Source organism: Cellvibrio sp. UBA7671, from assembly GCA_002483145.1.
Taxonomy (GTDB): Bacteria; Pseudomonadota; Gammaproteobacteria; order Pseudomonadales; family Cellvibrionaceae; genus Cellvibrio; species Cellvibrio fibrivorans.
Genome location: DLHJ01000013.1, coordinates 136,049 through 161,628, shown reverse-complemented (window position 1 = coordinate 161,628; position 25,580 = coordinate 136,049). Strand labels below are relative to the sequence as shown.

Here is a 25,580-nt window from a genome sequence, read left to right as displayed (position 1 = left end):
TAAAACAACCTTACTCATCTTGTCGATTTTGTACAGTATATCGATTTGCAATCCATAATTTTCTATTTTTAACGGCTTAAGAGTGCTATATTTTGGTTTTATTTTTTTACTACAAAAACACAGTGTTTTCGGCAAAATAAAACATCATTTAACGCTTTTAATAACTCCTGGAATTACTTAAATGGCACACATAGCAGCGATTGGCGAAGTCATGGTGGAGCTGGCTCCATTCCCCACTGCCGACAGCAATGGCCGTGAAACAATGGCCTTATCTTTTGCGGGCGACACCTATAACACCTCGGTGTATATGGCGCGCCTTGGTTTAAAAACCGATTACGTTACCCAACTCGGTGAAGATCCTTACAGTGAACAAATTATGCAACGTATGGCCAATGAAAAAATTGGCACCGGCATGATTAAACAACTTTCCGGTCGCTCACCCGGTCTATACATCATTCGCAACACCCCTGATGGCGAGCGCGAATTTTTCTACTGGCGCAAAGAGGCACCGGCACGCGAGCTGTTTTCATCACAAGAAGCTGCTGATCAACTTTGTCAAAAACTGGTTCACTGCAATTGCGTTTATCTGAGCGGAATTACACTGGCGATTATCGGCGAGAAATCGCGCGAGTTTTTGTACAACAGTTTGCACAAGTTGCGCCAGCAAGATGTGATAGTTGCATTCGATAGCAACTATCGCCCGCGTTTATGGCGCGATAAATTTGAAGCGCAACAGGCAATGCTGTCGATTATGCAATATACCGATATCGCTCTCCTGACACTCGACGATGAACAACTGCTCTGGGGCGACGACAGCGTTGAAGGCTGCAAGCAGCGCTACGCCGCATTTAATCTCGGCGAGCTGCTATTAAAGCGAGGAGCTGACGATGCGATTATTATCACGCCCGATGCAGAAATCCGCGTTCCTGTTCCACCGGTGCAAGGTGTAATTGATACTACCGGTGCAGGCGATACCTTTAATGCCGGTTATTTAGCCGGGCGCTTGATGAATAAATCACTCGAAGATTCTGCCAAGCAGGGTATTCGCTGCGCAGGCATTATCATTCGCCACCGCGGTGCGATTATTGATAAGGCTATTTTTGATAAAGAACTTGGCGCTTAGGCCGCACTCTGCAAAATTGCACACTGCCAGTTTGTCGTTAATGTTTCTGTTTCAAAACACTTGAGCCATGGATGGCGAATGTGAGCCCCATGGATGGGTTTATGCGTTTTTGAAACAGAAGCATTAACGGCAAACGTATTCGAAGCACAAAAAAACTTTTATAAATCTACTGCTGACAGCGCAACATTTTATTACCGCGCTTACACAGCTGGATTGCCAAACCCCATGGGTCACGCATCATCACCAGATGTGAACCATCTTTGATATGCACCTCTTCCGCAAAACTTGCACCAACCGCTTCCAGTTCAGTACGTTTCTCTATCGGGTTTTCACACACAAACGCCAAATGTACCAAGAGCGGATTCATATTCGCGTAATCAGGCACCTGATCGGGCGGGTTATTGTAAATTTCCAACATTACATCGCCACTGTCGTCTCCCAGAAAATGCGTATTAGCACCACCATCCTGTTTGCGCACAATGGTTAAACCCATATGTGCCACATACCAAGCCGCCATAGCGATGGGATCTTTTACGTTAATGGCAAAATGTTCAATTTTCATAAAAGTATCTATTTGAATAAACAATTTTTACTGAAGCCCTAAAAAGGAGTGCCTGATCTTAAACTTAAGAAGAGGCACTCAGTAGGAGCTCCATACACTTACGCAATATTTTTTACTATCGTTTCCACCATTTTTTTGGCATCGCCAAACAACATCATGGTGTTATCTTTGTAAAAAAGTTCGTTTTCCACACCCGAATAACCCGAGGCCATAGAGCGCTTCACAAATAATACTGTGCGCGCTTTTTCCACTTCCAAAATTGGCATACCGAAAATCGGGCTTTGCGGATTGGTTTTCGCGGCAGGATTGGTTACATCGTTGGCGCCGATCACAAAAGCCACATCGGCAGTTTGGAATTCGTTGTTGATATCATCCAACTCAAATACTTCGTCATAGGGCACATTCGCTTCAGCGAGCAACACATTCATATGCCCTGGCATACGACCGGCAACCGGATGAATCGCGTAGCTAATTTTTACTCCGGCTTTTTTCAATTCTTCACACATTTCACGCAGCGCATGTTGCGCCTGGGCAACTGCCATACCGTAACCGGGGACAATTATTACTGAACCGGCGTTCTTCATAATAAATGCAGCATCTTCTGCACTGCCGCGCTTTACCGGACGCTCTTCCTGATCACCAGCTGCCGCAGCCGCAGAAGTATCTGCACCAAAACCACCGAGAATCACATTAAAGAACGAACGATTCATGCCTTTGCACATAATATAGGAGAGAATTGCGCCTGACGAGCCGACTAGTGCACCAGTTACAATCAATGCGTCATTATGCAATGTGAAACCAATACCCGCCGCCGCCCAACCTGAGTAAGAGTTGAGCATGGAAACTACTACCGGCATATCGGCCCCACCAATAGGAATAATCAGCAGCACACCAATCACAAACGCCAGTGCCGTCATCCCCCAGAAAACCCAGGGCGATTGATCAACACAAAAATATCCAATCAATCCGAGAATTGCGGCACCAAGAATGGCATTAATGAAATGCTGCCCACCAAACACAATCGGCTTGCCCGATACCAAACCTTGCAGCTTGGTAAACGCGATAACAGAACCAGAAAAAGTAATTGCACCTATGACGACACCCAAGCCCATTTCGATTCGGCTGGCGATATAAATTTCGCCCGCTGCATTTAAAATTCCAAAGGCTGCCGGATTACTAAACGCTGCACCTGCAACCAATACCGCCGCCATGCCAACAAGACTATGAAAAGCAGCAACCAATTGCGGCATGGCAGTCATCGCAATTTTGCGTGCGATAAAAATACCAATCACCGCACCAATCGCCAGCGCCGATAAAATCCAACCATACGATGTTACTGCGGGACTTAACACGGTAGTGATCACCGCGATCAGCATACCCAACATGCCAAACAAATTGCCTTTGCGCGATGACTCGGGCGATGACAAACCGCGCAATGCCATAATGAACAACACCGCTGCGACCAGGTACGCAAGCGAGGTTAAACTTTCATTGAGAGGCGACATAATTATTTCTCTCCCACTTTATTTTTCTTTTTATACATGGCGAGCATGCGATGGGTGACAGTAAAGCCGCCAAAAATATTAATCGATGCCAAGACCATGGCGCAAAAGCCGAGCACTTTGGATAAGCTCATGCCTTCTGGGCCAACGGCAATTAATGCGCCGACAATAATCACACTCGAAATGGCATTGGTTACCGCCATAAGCGGCGTATGCAATGCAGGGGTTACACTCCACACAACGTAGTAGCCAACGAAAATGGCCAATACAAAAATGGATAACTGCGAAACAAAATTGGTTTCCATAATTAACTCCCGATTAAGCGGCGCTGGCCGGTTTGAAATTAGGATGAACGATGGCGCCGTCGCGCGTGAGCACCGTCGCGGAAATAATTTCATCCTGCCAATTCACACTGAATTGTTTATCGGCATTCATCATCGGAGTTAAAAAATTCAATACATTTTTGGCGTAGAGCGCGCTGGCATCAGCAGACAAACGACTGGGAATATTAAATAGACCAATAATCGTTACACCATTCACTTCAACGACTTCGCCCGGCTTGGTGAGTGTGCAGTTACCACCCTGCTCAGCAGCGAGATCAACAATCACCGAGCCTGGGCGCATGCTGTGCACCATATCGTCATTAATTAAGGTCGGCGCTTTGCGACCGGGAATTAATGCAGTGCAAATAGCGATATCTTGTTTCTTTAAGGTTTCGGCAACCAACTCTGCCTGACGAAGCTTGTAGTCATCGCTCATTTCTTTGGCGTAACCACCGGCAGTTTCAGCGTTTTTTACTTCTTCGCTTTCCACCATCACAAATTTTCCGCCGAGGCTTTCGACTTGTTCTTTAGATGCTGCGCGCACATCGGTTGCCGATACGATTGCTCCCAAACGTTTTGCTGTTGCGATCGCCTGCAAACCGGCAACACCGGCGCCGAGCACCATCACACGTGCGGGAGCAATAGTGCCTGCCGCCGTCATCATCATCGGCATTGCGCGGTCGTACACATTGATCGCTTCCAATACAGCTCGATAACCGGCCAGGTTGGATTGTGAACTCAATACATCCATGGATTGCGCGCGCGTAATACGCGGCACAAATTCGAGCGTCATGGTGGTGATGCCTGCATCGGCGTATTGCGCAATGGCCGCAGGATCGGAATAGGGCGACAGCATTGCAATTAATACTGCACCGCGCTTTATCGGCGCCAGTTCGTTCACGTCACCCTCACCAGCTAAAAGGGGACGTTGGACTTTTAAGACGATATCCGCAGAGCCCAATAAACCTGCAAGATCATCGCTGAGTGTTGCGCCCGCTTCTTGATAGGATTCATTGGTAATTCGGCTGGCGATACCGGCATCTTTTTCGATCGCAACTTCAAAGCCCAATGCAATGAATTTTTTTACGGTATCGGGTGTTGCGGCAACGCGGCGCTCATGCGCGCGCCTTTCTTTTGGAATAACGATTTTCATTTTTTTGTCGCCCTCTGTAATAGTGGCAAATTTTTGGCAATAGCTATTTTTTGCTAATAAAAAGTCGCATCAATGTTTTCATCAATGTGAATGGAGCTGCCGTAATTTGCTTTCTAGTGAATTTCTTTTTATATGACTTGGCTCTCACCAAGTTTTTGGACGGGCCAATTCTTTGACTGGCCTCGGTTTGTTTTTTATATTCGTTAGATCGTGGATGGCTTATGAACTCCGTTATTTATTCTGAGACACGCCGTAAATACATCCATGTAGGCTCATCTTCGCCATCCATGGCTCAGACGGTCTCAGAATAAATAACAAAGTCCATGGCGCGGCGAGATTAAAGTTAAACCACCGCACCAATTTTCCACGGAATAAATTCATTATCGCCATAGCCGAGCAATTCACTTTTGGTTGGCTTGCCGGAAGCAACTGCCAGAATTTCTTCAAAAATTTCCTGGCCGGATTCCTCCAAGCTGATTTCACCATCGGACACTTTGCCGCAGTTCAAATCCATATCCTCTTGCATGTGGTTATAGATTTTACTGTTGGTCGCCAATTTAATACTCGGCGCCGGTTTGCAGCCAAAGGCAGAACCACGACCGGTGGTGAAACACAAAATTTGCGCACCCGATGCAACCTGACCGGTGGCAGATACCGGGTCGTAACCCGGGCTATCCATAAATACAAAACCTTTTGTGGTAATGTCTTCACCGTAGAGAAAAACATCGCGCAAATTGGTTGAGCCACTTTTTGCTTGCGCACCGAGGGATTTTTCAATAATCGTGGTGAGTCCGCCAGCCTTATTGCCCGGCGAAGGATTATTGTTTAATTCAAAATCATTGCGCGCGGTGTAATCTTCCCACCAGCTGATACGATCCAATAGTTTTTGGGCGACCTCAGGCGATTCAGCGCGGCGCGTCAACAAATGTTCCGCACCAAAAATTTCCGGCGTCTCCGACAAAATCACTGTGCCGCCGTGACGCACGAGAATATCACCCGCAATACCGAGTGCAGGGTTCGCAGTCACACCGGAGAGCGCATCGGAACCGCCGCATTGCAAACCAATAATCAATTCACTCGCGGGAACAGTTTCGCGCTGACATTCATTTACCAGCAGCAACATGGCGCGCAGGGTTTCGATACCTTTTTCAATTGCGAGGCGAGTGCCGCCCACATCTTGAATTGTATAGGCAGTAAAGGTTTTGGAATTGGAGAGGCCACACTCTTCCATCACCCGTTGAATCTGCATGGTTTCGCAGCCGAGGCCGACCATCATCACGCCGCCAAAATTTGGGTGGCGCGCGTAGCCATTAAAGGTGCGACGCAGGGTTTCATAACCATCGCCGTCGGAGCGCATACCGCAACCGCTGTCATGGGTCATGGCGACGACGCCGTCGATATGCGGATAGTTTTCCAATTCGCCGGAGTAGGTGAAGTGCTGGGCAATAGCCTTGGCCACAGTCGCGGAGCAATTCACGGTAGTGAGGATGCCAACATAATTGCGCGTACCAACCTTACCGTTGATACGCCTGTAACCTTGGAAGGTTGCGCGCTTATCGGCAGGGACAAATTCGGTGGGCTTGGCTTCTTCACAAAAACCATAGTCTTTTTCCAGATCGCCCATGACACAGTTGTGCACATGAACATGCTCGCCCGCCGGAATATCCTGGCCGGCAAAGCCGATGGTCTGGCCGTATTTAAGAATGGCGTCGCCCTTGGCGATGTTGCGCACAGCAACTTTATGCATGGCGGGGATGTCACGCAGGAGGGTGACATCTTTTTCTGCAAATAAAACACCAGCGGGGAGTGATACTTTACAAATACCGACGTTATCACTGTCATGCAAAACGATAATGCTGCTCACGCTGATCTCTCTCTCGATTCGTTAACCGATAAATGGATTTATGCCGTTTGCCACTATCTCTTAATGAGTGTAGTTCGCTACGCCAATTACTCCTCATAGGTGCGCTGATTTAGGCGCACTTTTCTCTCCCTGAAAACTGTCCCGAAAAAAAAGGCGCCTTGCGGCGCCTCAAAATCGGCAATGGTATTCGGTCAATACCGGGATCAAATCTACCCCTGAATTTTCACCTCGGCAACAGCCCCAAAACCCTGAAAATAGCGAATGTAACCGATTTCATAGGCATCGAAAGATCAATTTAGCCTGTTACACAAAATCATCTTGTCTTATAAGTGAAGAAAACCATTAATTTCGCGACAAATTAGGACAAATATTCTTTTCACTAAATCAATTATTTTTTAAATAATTTTTATCGATACACATATGAAAACGTTTACAAATCAATGATTGATTAAATGTAAACGTATACATTTGATAATGTGGGAAAAAAATACTCAGAATTTGATTTTTTAGGTGTTTTTTTGGAGCACAGGTTGATTTTATCCAACATGACATACAGAATGATTTTCACTCTATATGAGGATATGTATCTTCTTGGCAGTAACAGATGGCAGTAAGTCATCAATCCCCAGCCAAGAGATCACATCTATTAGCTAATTAAGAAAAAGCTACATCAGTGGCAGACAACATGAGAGCTAACACCGGTGACAGATTTTTGCCTATTACAGCCAAGCCGCCGTGCCTTTATTAGCAACACTCTCAACAGTGTGGTGAGCTGCTGTGCGCTGGGCACGCTCGCAGGTTGTGCCAGTTCCCGAACATCGACCACGATAGCTACCAAGGCAACTGACGCCTGGGCCCAAGCAGAACAGATTCGCACGCAAGTACGTGCCCCAGAATTTCCTGACCGCATTTTTGATGTACGCGACTTTGGCGCCAAGGGTGATAGCGCGCATGACAACTCCAAAGCCTTTGCCGCTGCAATAACTGCCTGCCATAAAGCGGGGGGCGGAAAAGTGTTGGTCACCCAGGGCAAATACCTTTGCGGCACCATCCACCTGTTATCCAATGTAAACCTGCATATCACCAAAGACGCGACCATCGCTTTTATTACTGATCCCAACGCTTACTTACCGGCGGTATTCACCCGCTGGGAAGGTATGGAGATCATGGGCTACTCGCCGCTGATTTACGCCTATGGTCAAACCAACATCGCCGTCACTGGCGCAGGCACTGTCGATGGCCAAGCTAATCGCACCACGTGGTGGCCGTGGAAAGGTAGCAATTTCAGCAGCGTTGATTGGGGTATTGCCGGCGTGCCAACCCAGACTGAAGCCCGCAATAAATTAATGCAGGACATGGAAAATAATGTTCCCGTTGCAGAGCGTATTTATGCTGAGGGCTCTTATCTTCGCCCGGTGTTTATCCAGCCCTACAACTGCACCAACGTATTAATAGAAGGCATCACCATCACCAACGCACCCTTCTGGTTGCTCAATCCGGTGCTGTGCGAAAACGTCACTATCGATGCAGTAACCTTTGCCAGCATAGGGCCAAACTCCGACGGTTGTGATCCTGAATCCTGCAAAAATGTGGTGATCAAAAATTGTTTTTTTGATACAGGAGATGATTGCATCGCGATTAAATCGGGACGCAATGCCGACGGTCGTCGTTTAAAAACGCCTTCAGAAAATATCCTGATCAGCAATTGCAAAATGCGCAACGGTCACGGCGGCGTAGTTATTGGCAGCGAAATTTCTGGCGGCGTACGCAATGTGTTTGTGGAAAATTGCGAAATGAGCAGCCCGGAGTTGGAGCGCGGTATTCGCGTTAAAACCAATTCGGTGCGCGGCGGCCTGATCGAGAACCTCTTTGTGCGCAACGTGACGATTGGCGAAGTGCAAACAGCCATTGTGATCGACTTTGATTATGAAGAAGGCGACGCTGGAAAATTTACACCGACAGTGCGCAATATCGATATACGTAATCTTATCTGCCAAAAAGCCAAGCAGGTTTTCCAAGTGCGCGGTTATGCGCGCTCGCCCATCCAAAATTTGCATCTCACCAACTGCCACTTTAAAGAAGTTGATGCCATTGGTGTATTGGAGAAATTGGATAATTTTGCCGCCACCAACGTAACCATCAAAGGCGTTGAATTTACGATTTGATAAAGAAAGCAATTTCTTTACATCAAAATGGGCTTTATTTTTTTATTGATACAGCAAATTGAAATATAAACAGGATTAATGATAGCTAAGTCATGCGACCACCATGACACTTGATATATATCGACTAAGCTCAAAAAGTCGATTACACAGGTTACAAATTACAACGGATTTGCCGCTGCAGTTGCGCAAAAAATCTGTGATGTTTGTGAAAAAGTGCTCGCCGTCGCGTGTTATTGCGGTGAACAGCACCAGCTCCGCTAGCTCAAATGTAATTAATCACAATAAAAGATGGGGAATAGCTATGAGAATGTTCAAACTCAATCCACTCGTATTAGCCATGGCAGCCTGCACACTGCCAATGAGTGTTTACGCGCAAGACACGCAAGACTCTGGCGACGGCACTGTTGAGGAAGTTGTTGTAACCGGCAGCTTCCGCGATAGTTTGCAGAACGCAATGAATATCAAAAAGAATCAAAACGGCTTTGTCGATGCGATTGTTGCATCGGATATCGCTGAATTTCCCGATAACAACCTTGCAGAATCTTTGCAACGTGTACCCGGTGTTGCAATTTCCCGCTCCGGTGGCGAAGGGCGCAATATTACCGTACGTGGTCTTGGCCCGGGATTCACTACTGTGCGCCTGAATGGCATGGAAACTATTTCTACAACAGGCGGCACCGACGCTGTCGGCGGTAACAACCGTGGTCGCGGCTTTGACTTTAATACCTTCTCATCTGATTTGTTCAGCTCATTAACCGTGCGTAAAACCAACTCCGCCGAAGTGCAAGAGGGTTCTTTGGGCGCAACTGTAGACCTCAAGGCTGCTCAACCATTTGATTACGATGATTTTGTGCTCACAGCATCAGGATCATTGGGCTATAACGATCTCTCTGAAGAAAGTGATCCGGGTGCCGCATTTCTTGTTAGTAATATTTTTGCCGACGGTAAATTTGGTGCGCTTTTTTCTCTCTCTTATTCTGAACGTAGTGTGCAAGACGAAGGTTCGAGTACTGTCCGCTGGACTAATGCATCTGCGCAAAGCTTCGGAAAATATAAAGGCGCAACAATCACTCCAACTAATGAAATAAATACCGCATTTCGTCCACGTATTCCTCGTTACGATTCCTACCAGCATGAAATGGAGCGTTTAGGTTCAAGTTTGTCGCTGCAATTCCGCCCTACTGATTCCACCGAAATTAGTCTTGATGGGCTCTGGGCGAAATTTGATGCAAACCGCCAGGAAGTGTTTATGCAGGGTTCACTCAACCCTGGTGCAAACGCAACCAGTAACGTACTCGACTATGCTATCGAAGGTAATACACTCGTATATGCTGATATTGAAGGTGCTCGCCTACTTTCTGAAAATCGTTATGACGAAATGTCTACCGATTTTTCGCAAGGCACTATTACTCTGAAGCAAGACTTCACCGATACATTCCGCCTCAAAGCAATGCTAGGTAGCACTAAATCGGATTACGATAACCCGATTCAAAATACCTTGTTGATGCAAGCAAACAACCAACGCTTTACTTACGACTATCGCGATTACAGCAGCCCTGTGTTGACTTTCGGCACTGCGGCGTACAACAAAGCATCTTGGACTGCCACAGGTGTACGTCAACGCCCACAGACAACGGTAAATGAAAACGATGCCGCAACTGTTGCATTTGAGTACGACGTTAGCGATAGCATCAAACTGAAAATTGGCACTGATTATAAAGATTTCAGTTTCAGCACTGATCAATATGCTTACGCCTCTGAAGGTGCAAATGGCGTTAACATCCAATCCAATCCTGATTTTATTACTGAATATGATTCTGGGCTTGGCGATGATCAGCCTTGGTTAATCCCAAACCGCGCGCTGATTATGGAATCCTACAATCTATTTGATCTGGCCTTGGTTCCAAACTATGGCAGCAACTATGAAGTAGGTGAAGAAACAACCGGCGTATTTGCGCAAATCGATTTTAATTTTGAAATTGGTTCAGTGCCTGTAAGTGGTGATATTGGTGTACGTCGTTTTGAAACCGATCAAACATCCAGTGGCTGGCTCAATGGCACGCTGGCTAGTCGCTCTTACGTTACTGTTGAACACAATTATTCAGACACGCTGCCTGCACTCAATATAAAAGTTGAACCAATGGAAGACGTTGTACTTCGCGCAAGTTACTCGGAAGGTATTTCACGTGCAGGCCTTGGTTCAATTGTTCCTGCTGTTAGTGTGGGCGTTGCCGGCACCAACCTGAATATTTCTGGTGCAAACCCTCTGCTTGAACCAACCAAAGCAAAAAGCTATGACTTGGGTGCTGAGTGGTATTTTGGTGAAGGCGGTTTGGTTAGCGTAACGTTGTTCAAGAAAGAAATTGAAAGCCATATCCAAACCTTACGCTCTACTCCAATCTATACTGAAACTGGTTTACCAATTGAAGCGGCCGTGAATGCATGTAATACACAAGGCGCCTCATTGGGCGGTTATGGTCCTAACTGCAATGAAAATCTACCATGGAATTTCTCTGCACCTGCAAATGGTCCAGGCGGTGATTTGGACGGTTATGAGATCAGTTATCAGCAACCTTTTACTTTCCTTCCCGGTTTCTTGAGCAACTTTGGTTTCATTGGGTCTTATACCAGTGTGGATTCAGACCTGGATTATTTGAATACCGCTGGTGTGGTGCAAGCAACCAAGCCGTTAATAAACCTGTCTGATGAAACAACCAGTGCAACGCTTTATTGGGAAAATGATGTATTTAGTGGTCGTGTTTCTTTGGCAAGCCGTAGCGGTTATTTGACCACCCCAATTGGGCGTGATGGCAATGATGAAGAAGGCACCAATGAAACCACCAACGTGGACGCCTCTTTCGGTTATCAGTTCAGCGATAATTTGAAACTCACTTTTGAAGCATTGAACTTGACCGATGAGGTAGACGATCAATGGGTTGGTTCAGAAAACGAACAACGTCTGTCTTACTACCACAACACCGGCATCCAATATAACTTGGGTGTTCAGTACAAATACTGATAAATGTTTGATCGTCATTTTGTAGAAAGTGTGTAAAACAAAAAGGGATGCCAGCTTGCTGGCATCCCTATTTGATTATTAGTGCGTGACTTTTATTGAACGACAAGAGGTGTGCAGCGTGAGTGTATTGTTTAAAAGTAGAGTGATTTATGGTGGTATTTTTCTGGCAGCATTAACGGGTTGCTCACCAGAAAAAACCGACGAACAACAAACCACTGCTACAACACCTGTTGCGCAACACATAGCTGTTAACCATCAATTGGCGACAGCAGAAATTACCAATGCCAATAATTTTGCATTGCAGCAAGAGCCAATCTATTTTCCGTTTTATGATCTCGGCATAAACGCGCAAAGCGATGCCGTTAAAAGCCTCAATGTACTTGCTGGCAATGTTGCACAGCCTTCCCAAACAGTTGATAGCGATGGCGACGGCACGCTCGATGGCCTGTTGTTGGCCGCAGATTTTAATCCAGCAGAAATTAAATCTTTCACTATTTCCAGTGATCCTGCGATCGCCAAACCCGCACTGAAAAAACAAACTCAAGCAGAAATTTCGATCAAAGAAGGCGGCGAGTGGAAAGGTAAAGAATATATCGGCGGCACCTTTAAAAATGTGCAAAGCGTAACGCCACCACCGCAATACACTGATCACTCTTATTGGATTCGCTACGAAGGCCCCGGTATTGAATCGGATAAAGTTGCCTACCGTGTGTATCTCGATTGGCGCAATGGTTTTGATATCTTCGGTAAAAAAACCAGCGATGTGGTTTTGCAAAATGTAGGGCTTGATGGTTACGATTCCTATCACTTGAATGCTGATTGGGGAGTGGACGTTTTAAAAGTCGGTAAATCGCTCGGCATGGGCGGTTTTGGTTTCTGGAATGGAAAAAGTGTTGATCTGGTTTCGCTCGTGGATACACGCGATGCGATTATCACCAACAATGGTAATCTCTATTCCGGTTTCAAAATCAATTACAACGGCTGGCAAATCAACAATCAAAAAGTGGATTTGGGTGCGCATTTTTCTATGAATGCTGGCAGTCGCTTGGTCAATGTCAAACTCAAATCCAGTCAACAATTACCTAACCTCGCAATTGGTTTAGTAAAACATAAAGGCACCACGCTTATTGAAGGAAACCAGAATATTAGCGGTTACGCCTGGACTTATGTGGCAAGCTGGGGCAAACAAAGTTTAAGTGGCGAGAATGATCATTTGGGTATGGCGGTTATTTTCCGCCGCGATGATCGCGCTGAACAAACCACCGATGAAAATTCTTATGTATCGGTGATGAAAGATAAAGGTGGCGAACTGGAATATTATTTCCTCGCAGCCTGGGAACACGAATTGGATGGCATCAAAACCGAAGCGGATTTTAAAGCCTATCTCGACCGCGAAGTGGGGCGCTTGACCAAAGCACCGCGTGTGCGTTTTGAATCAACACTCAGTGCTGATGCGAAGAAAAATCCGGTTGATGCAGAAGCGGCATTGAAATGGGCTAAAGGTTTGGCGGATTCAGAATTGGAACGCAAAACCCTGAACTATCACTATCAAGGTTGGGATGAATACCGCAAGCGCCCCGGCAAATTTGAATACGATGTGGTGGGCATGCAAATTCATGCACTGCAAGAATTGGACAGCATCAGCCCTAATCCCGCCTATCAAAAAGCATTGGAAACGGTAACGGGTAGTTATATCCGCGACGACGGCCATATTCACACGTTTGAACCGGATCTATTCAGTATCGATTTAACCAAACCAGGTCAAATGGTCATTCTGCTGGAGCAGCGCACCAAGCAAGAAAAATATCGCAAAGCGGTAGATTTTTTGCGGGAAAATTTAAAGCGTCATCCACGTACCAGCGAAGGCGCATTCTGGCATCGTGCAACCTACCCCAATCAGTTGTGGCTCGACGGTGTTTACATGGGCATGCCCTTTCTCGCGCAATACGCATCGCTCTATGAAACCGGCGAACAACAACATGAAAGTTTTAAAGAAGCAGTGCATGAATTTGTGATTGCACGTAATCAATTGCGCGATCCGCAAACTGGTTTGTATTTCCACGCATGGGATGAATCAAAACAAGCTCTGTGGGCAGATAAAGAACATGGCCGTGCATCGCAATTTTGGGCACGCGGCATTGGCTGGTATGCGATGGCCTTGGTAGATGTGTTGGATTTTATTCCAGAATCAGAAACTGAACTGCGCAAAACCTTAATCGATATCAGCGTGGAATTAGCGGCCGATATTTTGCGTTACCAAGATGCTGAGACAAGTACCTGGTGGCAAATTATCGACAAGCCCGGCGCCATCGCCAACTATCGCGAATCAACCGCTAGTGCTATGTTCACCTATTTTTATATCAAGGGCGTTAACAAAGGTTACTTGCCGGAATTCTATCGCGACGTTGCGATAAAAAGTTACCAAGGCATGATCAATGAATTTGTGACTGTGCATGCCGATGGAAAAGTTAGCATGAATGATCAATGCTTGGTTGCCGGTTTAGGTTTCGGCCGCGACGGCAGCTACGACTATTACATGACCGAGCGCATTGTCTCTAATGATGCAAAAGGCAACACCCCGTTTATTCTGGCGGGTGTGGAAATGTATAAATTACTTAAAAAATAATAATGCTCCGCATAGCCAGTGTTAATTTTTCACTGGCTTGCGTACACAACACCGTTTAGTTATCAACCATGAATGCCGTTTTGCAATGGCCTAGCCGAAAACAGAAGGTTTATTATGAAAGTCCTTGAAGAGCGTTTTGCCGTCCACCTCGACGACTACAAACACTACGACACCGAAAAATTGCGCAAACACTTTTTAGTAGAAAGCGTTTTTGTGGCCGATGAAGTGCAATTCACTTATACCCATTACGAGCGCTTGATGGTGGGCGGCGTTATGCCGGTTAGCAAATCCGTACAACTGGAAACCTACGATCAACTCAAGATGGATTTCTTTTTGGATCGCCGTGAATTAGGTGCAATTAATATTGGCGGCAGCGGCAAGGTATCTGTTGATGGCGAAGTCTATGAGATAGGCAATAAAGAAGCCATCTACATTGGTCGCGGAGCCAAAGCAGTTTTTTTTAGCAGTGATGATGCAACCAATCCCGCCAAGTTTTATTTGAACTCCACACCTGCGCACACCAGTCATCCGACCAAAAAAGTGAACAAGGAGAATAGCAAAGTACTGCATATGGGCGCCGGCGACACTTGTAACGAGCGCGACATTTATCAATTGATGATTAGCACCGTACTCGATACTTGCCAACTGCAAATGGGCATGACCGAATTAAAACCCGGCAGCATCTGGAATACCATGCCAATGCACACCCACAGCCGCCGTATGGAAGCCTATTTTTATTTCAATATTCCTGACACTCATGCGGTGTGCCATTTTATGGGTCCAGCGAATGAAACTCGTCATATTTGGGTGGGCAATGAGCAAGCCGTAGTATCGCCACCATGGTCAATGCACTCAGGTGTCGGCACCGCCAACTACACCTTTATTTGGGGCATGGCAGGTGAGAATATGGATTACACCGATATGGATTTCCATAAGCCGAGCGAATTGAAATAATTATTTTTTACCTGTAGCCCGTATGGAGCCTAACGAAATACGGGTAGCTGTTTAGACAAATATCTTCTTTCTCGATAGAGATAAAAACATGAATCACCCACTCTTTGATTTAACCGGAAAAATTGCACTGGTCACCGGCGCGACCCATGGCTTGGGCATGGCCATGGCCAGCGGCCTCGCAAGTGCGGGCGCCACTTTAATTATCAACGGCAACTCTTCACAAGAAAAAATCGACATCGCGGTAAACGAATATCGCGAAAAAGGTTTTAAAGCCTTTGGTTATAAATTTAATGTGACTGATGAAGCGCAGGTTATCGCTGCTGTCGATCAAATCGAAAAAGACCACGGCCCAATTGATATTCTGGTGAATAACGCTGGCATCATCAAACGCACACCTTTATTAGAAATGACTCTGGAAGATTTTGAAGAAGTGATCAAAATCGATTTGACCGGTGTATTTACCATGACCCGCCCCATCGCACGCAAAATGGTTGAACGTCGGCAGGGAAAAATTATTAACATCTGTTCGATGATGAGCGAATTAGGCCGTAATTCTGTCGGCGCTTACGCCGCCGCAAAAGGCGGCTTGAAAATGCTCACCAAAAACATGGCCACCGAATGGGCAAAATACAGTGTGCAAGTCAACGGCATTGGCCCCGGCTATTTCGCCACCAGCCAAACTGAAGCGATTCGCATAGACGGTCATCCGTTCAATGATTTCATCATCAATCGCACCCCCGCAGGCAAATGGGGTGACCCGGATGATTTGCAAGGCGCTACGATTTTCCTTGCTTCGAAAGCTAGTGATTTTGTGACCGGGCAAATTGTGTATGTGGATGGTGGGATATTGGCCACGATTGGCAAGCCGAGCAATGAGGCGTGATTGACTAACATTCCCTTGCATCCAAACCCCGCCTCGTGCTGGGTTTTTTTATGGCTGCCGGTTAGTTAGCGGCGTGATGACTGATATTTTTTATGCTCTGTTATACTCCGGCGACCGCACTATCCACACCGCCAGAGGAACCACCATGCAGCTTGGAGAAACACTGAAAGTGCACATTGTACAGTGGCTTAAAACCAATAACTGGGAATACAGTGAATGGGCTTACGCGCTGATAGTGGCGGGAATTTTTTTAGTGACGGCGCTGGTGCTGCATTTTTTACTGCACTCAGTAATCTTACGCTGGTTTAAACGCAGTGCGCATAAATCACAAATCCCCTGGAGCCTGGCGCTCTACCAACACAAGTTACTCAGCCGCATTGCATTGGTGTTTCAGGGTTTTGTGTTTTTGGTGCAGGCGCGCATTTGGCTACCCAAAGATTCTGACATATTTAGCCTGGTGAGTACGGTTGCACATTTGTGGATTTTGTTTTACTTGCTCTTATCACTCTTTTCGCTGCTGAATTTTCTGGAAGATATTTTTCGGCCTGCTAGTCAAAAACGAAATTTACCTATCCGTGGAATTTTTCAAAGTGTCAAACTGATTGCAGCACTTATCGCAATTATTTTTTCACTCTCGCTGTTAATCGGCAAATCGCCAGTTTTATTATTCAGCGGTTTAGGCGCAATGACTGCGGTACTACTGTTGGTATTCAAGGACACCATTCTCGGATTTGTTGCAGGCATTCAGCTTTCTGCGAATGAAATGCTGGCAGTGGGCGATTGGCTCGAGATGCCTAAATTTGGCGCCGACGGCGAAGTAATTGACATCAGCCTGACGACGGTGAAGGTTCGCAACTGGGATAACACCATTACCACGATTCCCGCCTATGCATTGATTTCCGATTCGTTTAAAAATTGGCGCGGCATGACCGAATCGGGCGGACGACGGATTAAACGTGCCATTCATATTGATGCTACCAGCGTAACATTTTTGCAGCCGGAGGATATCAAACGTTTGCGTCGCGCTGCGTTACTCAGCGATTACATCGAGCAAAAACTTACCGAGATAGAAATTGAAAATAATCAAACCAAGATCGATTTAAGCTCGCCTGTGAACGGCCGCCGCTTGACTAACCTTGGGACATTTCGCGCGTATTTGCGCATGTATTTGAAGCAGCACAAATCCATTCATCCCAACATGTCGCAAATCGTGCGCCAACTTGCACCAGATGCGAACGGCATCCCGCTGGAGATTTATGCATTTTCGAATGACACTGGCTGGGCTAATTACGAGGCAATCCAAGCGGATATTTTTGATCACATTTTTGCCATAGTGCCAGAATTTGGTTTGCGGGTTTATCAAGCACCCTCAGGCTACGATATGCAGAATATGGGTGCGCGCACTGATACATAGATTTATCTTAAATCGATAGATGATTGCTCAGGATAATTTATTACAGATTCAACGAAAAATATTTAGCTTCGAATTTCATTCCCATGTTGATATAAAACCGGTGTGCATCAATTCTTTGCACGCCGGATACCAACCGCACCTGAATACAGTTGTGTTCGCGTGCGTAGTTTGCAACCCAATCAAACAATACGGCGCCATAACCCTTCGATCGTTCTGTCGCCGTTGTAATCAGATCGTCTATTTCCAGATATTTACCCGTGTATAGCCATTCTGCAATACGAACTCCCGCCACCGCTTTAATGCCGTTATCATCCAGATAAGCCAACTCATAGCCATGAGTCTTGCGCATTCGCTCAACAAGTGCCATGAAAGCGTCAAGTGACAGGTGTGGGCGCAGTTCAGACATGACTGCAAAACATGCGATTTTTTCTTCGGGTGTGTTTGCTAATTGAATTTGCATAAATCGGTTCCGTGATTAAAAGTAAACTTTATAGGTTGGGAGATGTTCTATTCCATCTCCAACATAAACGTCACTGGCCCGTCGTTCACTAAACTCACCTGCATATCCGCCGCGAAAATCCCAGTGGCAACCTGCGAGTGTTTGCTGCGCATCTGTGCCACAAAATAATCGTAGAGCGCTTCAGCTTGTGCGGGTGGTGCAGCGGAAGAGAAGCTGGGGCGCAGGCCTTTTTTGGTGTCGGCGGCGAGGGTGAATTGTGAGACGACCAGAACACCGCCGTCGATCTGCTGGACATTACAATTCATTTTGTTGTTTTCATCGGAAAAAATCCGGTAGGCAAGGATTTTATCGATCAGTTTGTTGGCGGTTTCTTCGGTATCATTTTTTTGGATACCGAGCAGTAATAAAATGCCCTGTTGGATTTCGCCGGTGATTTCTTCATTGACAGTAACAGATGCTTTTTTGACGCGCTGTATGAGACCTAACATAAAGTACCTAGCATAAAACTTACTCAATAAAATTAAAGCGTATTCACCGACTTACGGTATTCGCTCGGGGTCATGCCCACTTTTTTCTTAAACAGAGTATTGAAGGTAGCCTTACTATTAAAGCCAACATCCAACATGATATCGAGCACCGTTTTGTCCGATTGATTCTGGTTGGACAGCATGTGCTTGGCTTCATCGATACGATAGGAGTTAATAAACTCAAAAAAATGACAATTAAAATGACGATTAATAATATTGGATAATAGCCGCGCGGGAATGCGCATTTGTATCGCCAGTTTTTCCAGCGTTAGTGCCGGGGTTAGATACGGCTTTTCGGTTTCCATATACTGCGTAATTTGCGCGATCAGTTCGGGGGTTATTTTTTCTTTAGCCTGCTCTGGCTCATCTTTTGCGGGCTCTTCGTTAGGCGTTTGCCGTTGCTCCAATCCTTCAAATACACTGGAGTGCCCCAGGCCAAAGAAGATCAACACACTTACCATAAAGAAGGTTGTGTAGTTGCCAATCAAACCCATGATTTCAAAATTGGTACTGATGCCAAAGCTAATGGCAAGAATAATCATGGCTGCGACCAATACTGCCCAAAAACGAATCGCCAAAAACCCGATCACCAGAATTTTTAACCAGGTTAAGTCGATTTTATCGATGTCTGAAAAATTGGTACGGATGTGTTGGGTGTAGCGTTTGATTTCAATCAGGCAAATGATCCCCAATGCCACACGGAAGAGTTCGCGGAACAGGGTAACGTAATTCATGATTTGTGGCGCGACAGATAAATCGTACTCTTCCTGGATGCTGACTTTATCGGTCACATCCAAGCTGTAATAAAAAATTAATTGATAGCCCGCGTAGGCGATAAACGGCAGCAAATAAATAATGTCTCTTAAACGCAAACGATAGTCTTTGTAGATCAGCGAGCGGGTATACCAGAGTAGCAGAGGGCCTTCTAGCCAGTAACCAAAACCAAATACGTAAAATAAATCCGGGGACCACTTAATCGCGATATGGCGGAACTCGGCGCCGAAGCTGATTAAGATATCCAAGGGAATAGCGGCTTGCTGTAGCAAAAAAAAGGCGAGAAAAACATTGCGGATATATTTGTCGCGCTTGATTGTAAGCAACAAGAGTGCAAATAAAATACATTGATAGGCTGTCATTAACAGCACTACATCATGGGTGTTAAAAATGACGTCATACATAGGTCACTGCTCCGCTGCGGCTGTACGGCATCTTATTAATTATCTACTCAGCCTGATCGTCAGTAAGGTGTTTATTATCACTGTACGCAAGTGCGATAGTGGCAGATCTTGAGTCTGCGGTCTGGATCATAACATCGAATTGTCTAGTACAAAAAGCGGCTATAAAACGCCGCTGCAAAAATAACAACGGAGCCCAGCGGCTCCGTTGTTACCGTTTTGGTTACCAGGATGATTAGGCCAATTGATCACCGGTGTGCAGCAAACTTTTGGCTAAGTCATCGGTGGCACGGATCAATGCATCCACTATGCCCGGCTCGCGCGAGGCGTGGCCCGCTTCGCGGATAATCTGCAGTTCTGATCCAGGCCAGGCTTTGTGCAATGCGTAGGCGTTATCGAGCGGGCAGATCACATCGTAGCGGCCATGCACAATGGTGCCGGGAATTCCGGCAAGTTTATGGGCATCGCGCAAAATCTGGTTGTGCCCAAGAAAGGCATCGTTCACAAAATAGTGGGCTTCAATGCGCGCGAGTGAGAGTGCGCGATGTGGCTCGGTAAAGGAATCCACAACATCCTGGCAGGGTTTGAGGGTAGCGGTGCGCCCTTCCCAGCCCGACCAGATTTTTGCCGCAGTCATTTGCTGGATTTGGTTGTCGCCGATTAGTTGGCGATAGTAAGCGCCAATCATATCGCTGCGTTCCGCTTCGGGAATTTGCGCAACAAAGTCATCCCAATAATCAGGGAACAAGCGGCTGGCGCCCTCCTGATAAAACCAGAGCAGGTCTTCGCGGCGACAGAGGAAAATGCCGCGCAAAATTAAACCCAGCACGCGCTCGGGATAGGTTTGGGCGTAGACCAGGCTAAGCGTTGAGCCCCATGAGCCACCGAATAACACCCATTTATCGATGCCGAGTGTAGTGCGGATTACTTCAATATCTTCCACCAGTTTTTGCGTGGTGTTGCCTTCCAGTTCCGCATGCGGGCGCGAACGGCCTGCGCCGCGCTGGTCAAACAGGACAATGCGATAGACTTCCGGATCAAAAAAGCGGCGGTCATACTTGCCGCAACCTGCGCCTGGCCCACCGTGGACAAACAGCACGGGGATGCCATCTGGGTTGCCGGATTCATCGACATACAGTTCGTGGGGAGGCTCTACGGCAATTTGGTGACGCTGGTAGGGTTTTATCTCGGGATAAAAAATCTGCATAAACTCGCCTTGTTCGGGTCAATCACATGGGGATGCGCGCGGGATAACGTCCAATAAAGGTAGCACAGCAACTATCGTAAGCGATCACTTTTTGCAGCGAAAAACAGACCTTTAGCACAAATTGACCGGTATTTAGGGCGTACATGCTGAAAGGCCGTTTAACATTTAATCGCTTACTGACATAAACTGTCAGGGACGCTGGTTAGCATAGCGCACCCTCCTTCCTGCTCCCGAGTCTTTTATGCATCGCGCCGAACGCCTGTTTCAACTCACCACACTGTTGCGCAACCGTCGCACCGTGCTCACTGCCAAGCAGATGAGTGAGCACCTGCGCGTTTCCGAGCGAACCATTTACCGCGATATTCAATCGCTCAGTTTGTCCGGCGTGCCGATTGAGGGGGAGGCGGGCGTGGGGTATCGCCTGTCGCACCGCTATCAGTTGCCGCCCCTGATGTTTGACCGCGAAGAGGTCGAGGCGCTGCTGCTCGGTGCGCGCATGGTTAGCAGTTGGGGTGATACGGATATGGCTATCCACGCTAATCAGGCGATCCAGAAAATTCTCTCCGTATTACCCGATCATTTGCGCCACAGCGATGAGAGCTTGCCGCTGCTGGTGCCAAATATGGAGGAAGTGCAAAAGTATTACACCGCCCACAGCCAGCCGATGCGCGAGGCGATCCGTTTGCGCCAGCGGGTGGCGATCGATTATGTGCGCGCCGACGAACAGCACAGCTCGCGCACCATCGAACCTCTCGGCATGATTTTTTGGGGCAAGGTGTGGACGCTGGTGGCTTGGTGTCATCTGCGCGATGACTATCGCACCTTCCGCCTGGACCGCATTCAGTCGATTGTGGTGACCGATGAAAAATTTGATACCAGCGATAGCAAAAGTCTCAAACATTTTCTGCACCTTATGAAAGAAAAATACGCGCAGGAGCCGGAAGCAACTGCGCCGCACGAATGTTAACCTGCTTAACAAACCTTGAATTGCCCTTGCACAACCGCCTTGTTACCCTGAACCAACTTCTCAGGAGATCAATATGAAACTTCGCACGCTCAGTCTCGTTCTGTGTATCGCCGCAATCACCCCCTTTGCAAACGCAAAAACACTTTCAGTAAAAACAGAAACAGGCAATATTCAGGTTAAAACCATCGCCGAAGGTCTGGAAAATATTTGGGGCATGGCGTTCTTACCCGATGGCAGCATGCTGGTCACTGAGCGTCGTGGACGTATGCGCATTGTGAGTGCCGACGGCAAAGTGGGTGAGCCTCTTGCAGGCCTGCCGGAAATTTATGCGCAGGGTCAAGGTGGGTTACTGGATGTGGTGCTCGCACCGGATTTCACCAGCAGCAAAAAAATCTATTTCAGTTATTCAGAGCCGGGCAAGGGCGGCAATAGCACTGCTGTGAGTTTTGCCACGCTCAATGGCAATAAACTTGGAAATGTCACGCGTGTATTTAGCCAGCAACCAAAAATTGATTCGGGTGCACATTTTGGTTCGCGTTTGGTCTGGGCACCGGACGGCACCCTGTTTATCACCTTGGGCGATCGCTACAGTGAAAAAGACAAAGCACAAACACTCGATAACCATCAAGGTAAAGTGGTTCGCATTAATGCCGATGGTACTGTGCCCAAGGATAATCCTTTCGTAAAAACACCTGGTGCGTTGCCAGAGATTTGGTCCTATGGACATCGCAATATGCAAGGCGCTGCAATAAACCCCATCACTAAAGAGTTGTGGACTGGCGAGCACGGCCCCCAGGGTGGAGATGAATTAAATATTGATCGCGCGGCAAAAAATTACGGTTGGCCAGTGATTACCTACGGGGAAAACTACGGCGGTGGAAAAATTGGCGAAGGCACCCACAAAGCAGGAATGGAACAACCCAATTACAAATGGGTGCCATCGATTGCCACAGCTGGATTTATTTTTTACACGGGCGACAAATTTCCGCAGTGGAAAAATAATATTCTACTCACCAGCCTGAAAGATAAAACGTTTGTGCGTTTAGTAGTCGATGGCGAAAAAATTACCAAAGAAGAACGCTTGCTAGCCAAAGAATTGGATCAACGCCTGCGTCATGTCGTACAAGGGCCCGATGGCTTGGTGTATTTGGTCACCGATGAAAGCAAAGCAAAGATTTACCAACTATCCCCACAATAAAAACCCGTAGGGGCGCCGCTTGCTGCGCCCAATTTTCATGCAGACTGAATATATTTTTGTCTACGGCACCCTGCGGCGCGCTTGCACAACAGGCGCGCATCAAACCTATTTGGCGAATGCGGAATTTGTTGGTAGTGCAAACGTTAGAGGCAGCCTTTATCGGGTGAGTTATTATCCCGCGTTAGTGCTGGATGATTCAGCGGACTGGGTGCTTGGGGAGGTATATCGATTAAGCTCCAACGAACAGCTTCAACGGCTGGATGCTTACGAAGAATGTACTTATCCATCGCAACCTGATCAAGAGTATCAGCGTAAACAAATAACGGTCATAACTAATAAGGGCACTTCGCTGATGGCATGGATTTATTCGTACCAGCACCCCATCGCAGGGCTGGAAAAAATCTCCAGCGGTGATTTTTTAAATCCTTAAGGCAAACTTAATTTATCGCCGCAAGCGGCATAGGTAGCTCGGTTTTTTGCGCTGCACCATTGCCAATCATTTCGTCGTAAGGTGAGTGCATTACCAACCAGCAACGCTCAAAACCCATTTCTTTCAATGCTAGTTGTGCGCGATACAAGCTTGGAAATTTACGTAACTTGCCCGCATCATCTTTCAGCAATCGAGCTAGCTCACTCTTCCCTTCAGGTTCGTCGGTAATTCCTGCCAAATAGTGTACGCAGTCGCTGTAACTAAAAATCAATGCACGAGTACTGATGGTCATGATTTAACTCCTTGAGTTACAGTGCAAGCATAGCTGCGACAGTAGCGGCGGTCGGCCCAACGCTGATAAATTTTATCGACAACAGCTGCCCAAATTTTCCAACGCAAGGGCTTCCATAAAAATCCCATGGGGGTAAACGACCAGGCAATTACGTTTGCTTCCACGCCAAAACGCCAACTGCCGTCGGGCATTTGCAAATGCAAGTTGCGCAGCATCTGCTCTTGTTCTTCGTCGGTGAGTTGTAATAGCTGATGTATATCAACCAGAGTTAGTCCCGCATGTTTGAATTTGCGTAAAAAAGCCATTTCCCGCGCGCACAATGGGCATCGGCCGTCATAATAGAGCTGAGCGCGATTAGTCGGCTGGGGCAATGGCATAAGGTTGATCCTCGATATGCTGGATAATCAGCTTCCATGAGTTTGTACGCACGCTTCTGCTATTGCGATCACCATCCCGCACGCTGGATTTTCATTCAGTGAGCGAGTATGTTGTGCGGCATTTTGTTACCGACTACTTCCCTCCCGGAGAAATTACATGAGCCAATTCCGCGCCCTGAATTATGATATTGATCCGGTCTTCCACGCCGCCAATAAACCACCCGCCAAGGTGGGAGTGCTACTGGCAAACCTTGGTACACCCGATGCACCGACAGCATCGGCCCTGCGTCGTTATCTGGGTGAGTTTTTATCAGACCCGCGGGTAATCGAAATTCCAAAGCTGGTTTGGTTTTTTATTTTGCACGGTATTATTTTGCGCGTGCGCCCGAAAAAATCTGCCAAGCTTTACCAGGGTGTGTGGACTAGTGAAGGTTCGCCGCTGCTGGCTATCAGTAAACAGCAGCAAGCGGCGATACAGGCACAACTGGGTGATGGTTACAGCGTGAAGCTCGGTATGCGCTACGGCAATCCGTCTATCGCGAGCGCCTTACGCGAACTGCAAAATGAAGGTGTGCGTAAAATCGTAGTGCTTCCGCTTTATCCACAATACGCTGGGCCCACTACTGGCTCAACCTTTGATGCTGTTGCAAAAGAATTTAAGGATTGGCGTTGGGTGCCGGAATTGCATTTTATTAATAATTATTGTGACGAACCTTTATACATCGATGCACTCGCGAATTCAGTACGCGAGCACATTGAAAAAAATGGCAAACCGCAAAAAATACTTTTTTCTTATCACGGCACTCCCAAACGCAATCTCGAATTGGGTGACCCCTACTACTGCCTCTGCATTAAAACCACACGTCTTGTAGCGGAAAAATTAGGTTTGAATAAAGATGATTACATGGCCTGTTTCCAGTCGCGCTTCGGTTACGCCGAATGGCTGAAGCCCTATACCGATGAAACCCTGAAAAACTTACCCGCCGAAGGTATTAAAAATATTGCAATTTTATCGCCCGCGTTTAGCGCCGATTGCTTGGAGACCTTGGAAGAGTTGGCGGTAGAAAATCGCCATACATTTATGGATGCCGGCGGTGAACACTACCAATACATACCGGCGCTGAATGACCGCGCCGATCATATTCATGCGTTGGCACACTTAATCCGTCGCCATTAGTTGGCGCCTTGTGGAATGAAAAAAATTCTTATTGTGCAGTAATTAAGGACCGATACTGCACACCCGTCACAAAACCTCAATCGACAAACCCGCTGTAAGTGTTTAGGCTGTAATCTAACAGGTGCATTACGCCAATACGCATCTTACTTTTGCTGTAGATAATTCCTGTCTTATCCTAATTA

The 25,580-nt window shown here is 46.9% G+C and carries 22 protein-coding genes; 11 read left to right on the top strand and 11 right to left on the bottom strand.

Features of this window, described 5'->3' with window-relative positions; all coding sequences use genetic code 11:
* Positions 1-181 precede the first annotated feature (181 nt).
* Positions 182-1,123 carry a sugar kinase gene (locus tag B4E62_RS11240; protein ID WP_331352130.1) on the top strand — a complete coding sequence of 314 codons (942 nt, stop codon included), beginning with the start codon at positions 182-184 and terminating at the stop codon, positions 1,121-1,123.
* 166 nt (positions 1,124-1,289) lie between these two features.
* Here the strand turns inward: B4E62_RS11240 and B4E62_RS11235 are convergent, their stop codons facing one another.
* The 5 genes from B4E62_RS11235 to B4E62_RS11215 all read right to left on the bottom strand — a co-directional run bounded on the left by B4E62_RS11235 (position 1,290) and on the right by B4E62_RS11215 (position 6,527).
* Positions 1,290-1,685 (bottom strand): VOC family protein, encoded by a 396-nt coding sequence (locus B4E62_RS11235; protein ID WP_310074274.1) that lies wholly within the window; start codon positions 1,683-1,685, stop codon positions 1,290-1,292.
* Positions 1,686-1,783: 98 nt separating this feature from the next.
* The gene (locus B4E62_RS11230) at positions 1,784-3,190 is read right to left on the bottom strand and encodes an NAD(P)(+) transhydrogenase (Re/Si-specific) subunit beta (protein WP_331352129.1); all 1,407 of its coding nucleotides are present in this window, start codon (positions 3,188-3,190) and stop codon (positions 1,784-1,786) included.
* A gap of 2 nt (positions 3,191-3,192) precedes the next feature.
* Positions 3,193-3,492, bottom strand: coding sequence for a proton-translocating transhydrogenase family protein (locus B4E62_RS11225; protein WP_310074280.1), 300 nt, complete (start codon positions 3,490-3,492; stop codon positions 3,193-3,195).
* Positions 3,493-3,505: 13 nt separating this feature from the next.
* Positions 3,506-4,663 (bottom strand): Re/Si-specific NAD(P)(+) transhydrogenase subunit alpha, encoded by a 1,158-nt coding sequence (locus B4E62_RS11220; RefSeq protein WP_331352128.1) that lies wholly within the window; start codon positions 4,661-4,663, stop codon positions 3,506-3,508.
* Positions 4,664-5,006: 343 nt separating this feature from the next.
* Positions 5,007-6,527, bottom strand: coding sequence for an altronate dehydratase family protein (locus B4E62_RS11215; protein WP_331352127.1), 1,521 nt, complete (start codon positions 6,525-6,527; stop codon positions 5,007-5,009).
* A gap of 701 nt (positions 6,528-7,228) precedes the next feature.
* On the opposite strand from B4E62_RS11215, the gene B4E62_RS11210 reads away from it, so the two are divergent.
* The 6 genes from B4E62_RS11210 (at position 7,229) to B4E62_RS11185 (ending at position 17,588) form a co-directional block, all read left to right on the top strand.
* Complete coding sequence (locus B4E62_RS11210) at positions 7,229-8,692, top strand: glycoside hydrolase family 28 protein (protein ID WP_331352126.1); 1,464 nt, start codon at positions 7,229-7,231, stop codon at positions 8,690-8,692.
* A gap of 301 nt (positions 8,693-8,993) precedes the next feature.
* Positions 8,994-11,711: a TonB-dependent receptor gene (locus B4E62_RS11205; RefSeq protein WP_331352125.1), complete on the top strand. Its 2,718-nt coding sequence runs from the start codon at positions 8,994-8,996 to the stop codon at positions 11,709-11,711.
* A 118-nt stretch (positions 11,712-11,829) separates the two neighbouring features.
* A complete protein-coding gene (locus B4E62_RS11200) occupies positions 11,830-14,337 on the top strand; it encodes a glycoside hydrolase family 88 protein (RefSeq protein ID WP_331352124.1) in 2,508 nt (835 codons plus the stop codon).
* A gap of 114 nt (positions 14,338-14,451) precedes the next feature.
* Complete coding sequence (gene kduI, locus B4E62_RS11195; RefSeq protein WP_331352123.1) at positions 14,452-15,291, top strand: 5-dehydro-4-deoxy-D-glucuronate isomerase; 840 nt, start codon at positions 14,452-14,454, stop codon at positions 15,289-15,291.
* A gap of 88 nt (positions 15,292-15,379) precedes the next feature.
* A complete protein-coding gene (locus B4E62_RS11190) occupies positions 15,380-16,174 on the top strand; it encodes a gluconate 5-dehydrogenase (protein WP_331352122.1) in 795 nt (264 codons plus the stop codon).
* A 145-nt stretch (positions 16,175-16,319) separates the two neighbouring features.
* Complete coding sequence (locus tag B4E62_RS11185; protein WP_331352121.1) at positions 16,320-17,588, top strand: mechanosensitive ion channel family protein; 1,269 nt, start codon at positions 16,320-16,322, stop codon at positions 17,586-17,588.
* A 40-nt stretch (positions 17,589-17,628) separates the two neighbouring features.
* Here the strand turns inward: B4E62_RS11185 and B4E62_RS11180 are convergent, their stop codons facing one another.
* From B4E62_RS11180 to pip, 4 genes are all read right to left on the bottom strand, one after another.
* Positions 17,629-18,048: a GNAT family N-acetyltransferase gene (locus B4E62_RS11180; protein WP_331352120.1), complete on the bottom strand. Its 420-nt coding sequence runs from the start codon at positions 18,046-18,048 to the stop codon at positions 17,629-17,631.
* Positions 18,049-18,095: 47 nt separating this feature from the next.
* Entirely contained in the window at positions 18,096-18,536 is a 441-nt protein-coding gene (gene dtd / locus B4E62_RS11175) for a D-aminoacyl-tRNA deacylase (RefSeq protein WP_331352119.1), read from the bottom strand.
* Positions 18,537-18,568: 32 nt separating this feature from the next.
* A complete protein-coding gene (locus B4E62_RS11170; RefSeq protein ID WP_331352118.1) occupies positions 18,569-19,753 on the bottom strand; it encodes an AraC family transcriptional regulator in 1,185 nt (394 codons plus the stop codon).
* Between the two features lie 232 nt (positions 19,754-19,985).
* A complete protein-coding gene (pip, locus tag B4E62_RS11165; protein ID WP_331352117.1) occupies positions 19,986-20,957 on the bottom strand; it encodes a prolyl aminopeptidase in 972 nt (323 codons plus the stop codon).
* Positions 20,958-21,198: 241 nt separating this feature from the next.
* Between pip and B4E62_RS11160 the strand changes: the two genes are divergently transcribed.
* The 3 genes from B4E62_RS11160 (at position 21,199) to B4E62_RS11150 (ending at position 23,552) form a co-directional block, all read left to right on the top strand.
* The gene (locus B4E62_RS11160; protein ID WP_310074321.1) at positions 21,199-21,924 is read left to right on the top strand and encodes a YafY family protein; all 726 of its coding nucleotides are present in this window, start codon (positions 21,199-21,201) and stop codon (positions 21,922-21,924) included.
* Positions 21,925-21,997: 73 nt separating this feature from the next.
* Entirely contained in the window at positions 21,998-23,122 is a 1,125-nt protein-coding gene (locus B4E62_RS11155; protein WP_331352116.1) for a PQQ-dependent sugar dehydrogenase, read from the top strand.
* Between the two features lie 19 nt (positions 23,123-23,141).
* Complete coding sequence (locus tag B4E62_RS11150) at positions 23,142-23,552, top strand: gamma-glutamylcyclotransferase family protein (protein WP_331352115.1); 411 nt, start codon at positions 23,142-23,144, stop codon at positions 23,550-23,552.
* A gap of 7 nt (positions 23,553-23,559) precedes the next feature.
* Here the strand turns inward: B4E62_RS11150 and B4E62_RS11145 are convergent, their stop codons facing one another.
* Both B4E62_RS11145 and B4E62_RS11140 read right to left on the bottom strand, forming a co-directional pair.
* Complete coding sequence (locus B4E62_RS11145; protein ID WP_331352114.1) at positions 23,560-23,844, bottom strand: DUF6482 family protein; 285 nt, start codon at positions 23,842-23,844, stop codon at positions 23,560-23,562.
* Complete coding sequence (locus tag B4E62_RS11140) at positions 23,841-24,221, bottom strand: DUF393 domain-containing protein (protein ID WP_331352113.1); 381 nt, start codon at positions 24,219-24,221, stop codon at positions 23,841-23,843. Before B4E62_RS11140 ends, B4E62_RS11145 begins: the two co-directional genes overlap by 4 nt.
* 157 nt (positions 24,222-24,378) lie before the next feature.
* Here B4E62_RS11140 and hemH point away from each other — a divergent pair, with 157 nt between their 5' ends.
* Positions 24,379-25,398, top strand: coding sequence for a ferrochelatase (gene hemH, locus B4E62_RS11135; protein ID WP_331352112.1), 1,020 nt, complete (start codon positions 24,379-24,381; stop codon positions 25,396-25,398).
* The last annotated feature ends 182 nt before the right edge of the window (positions 25,399-25,580 follow it).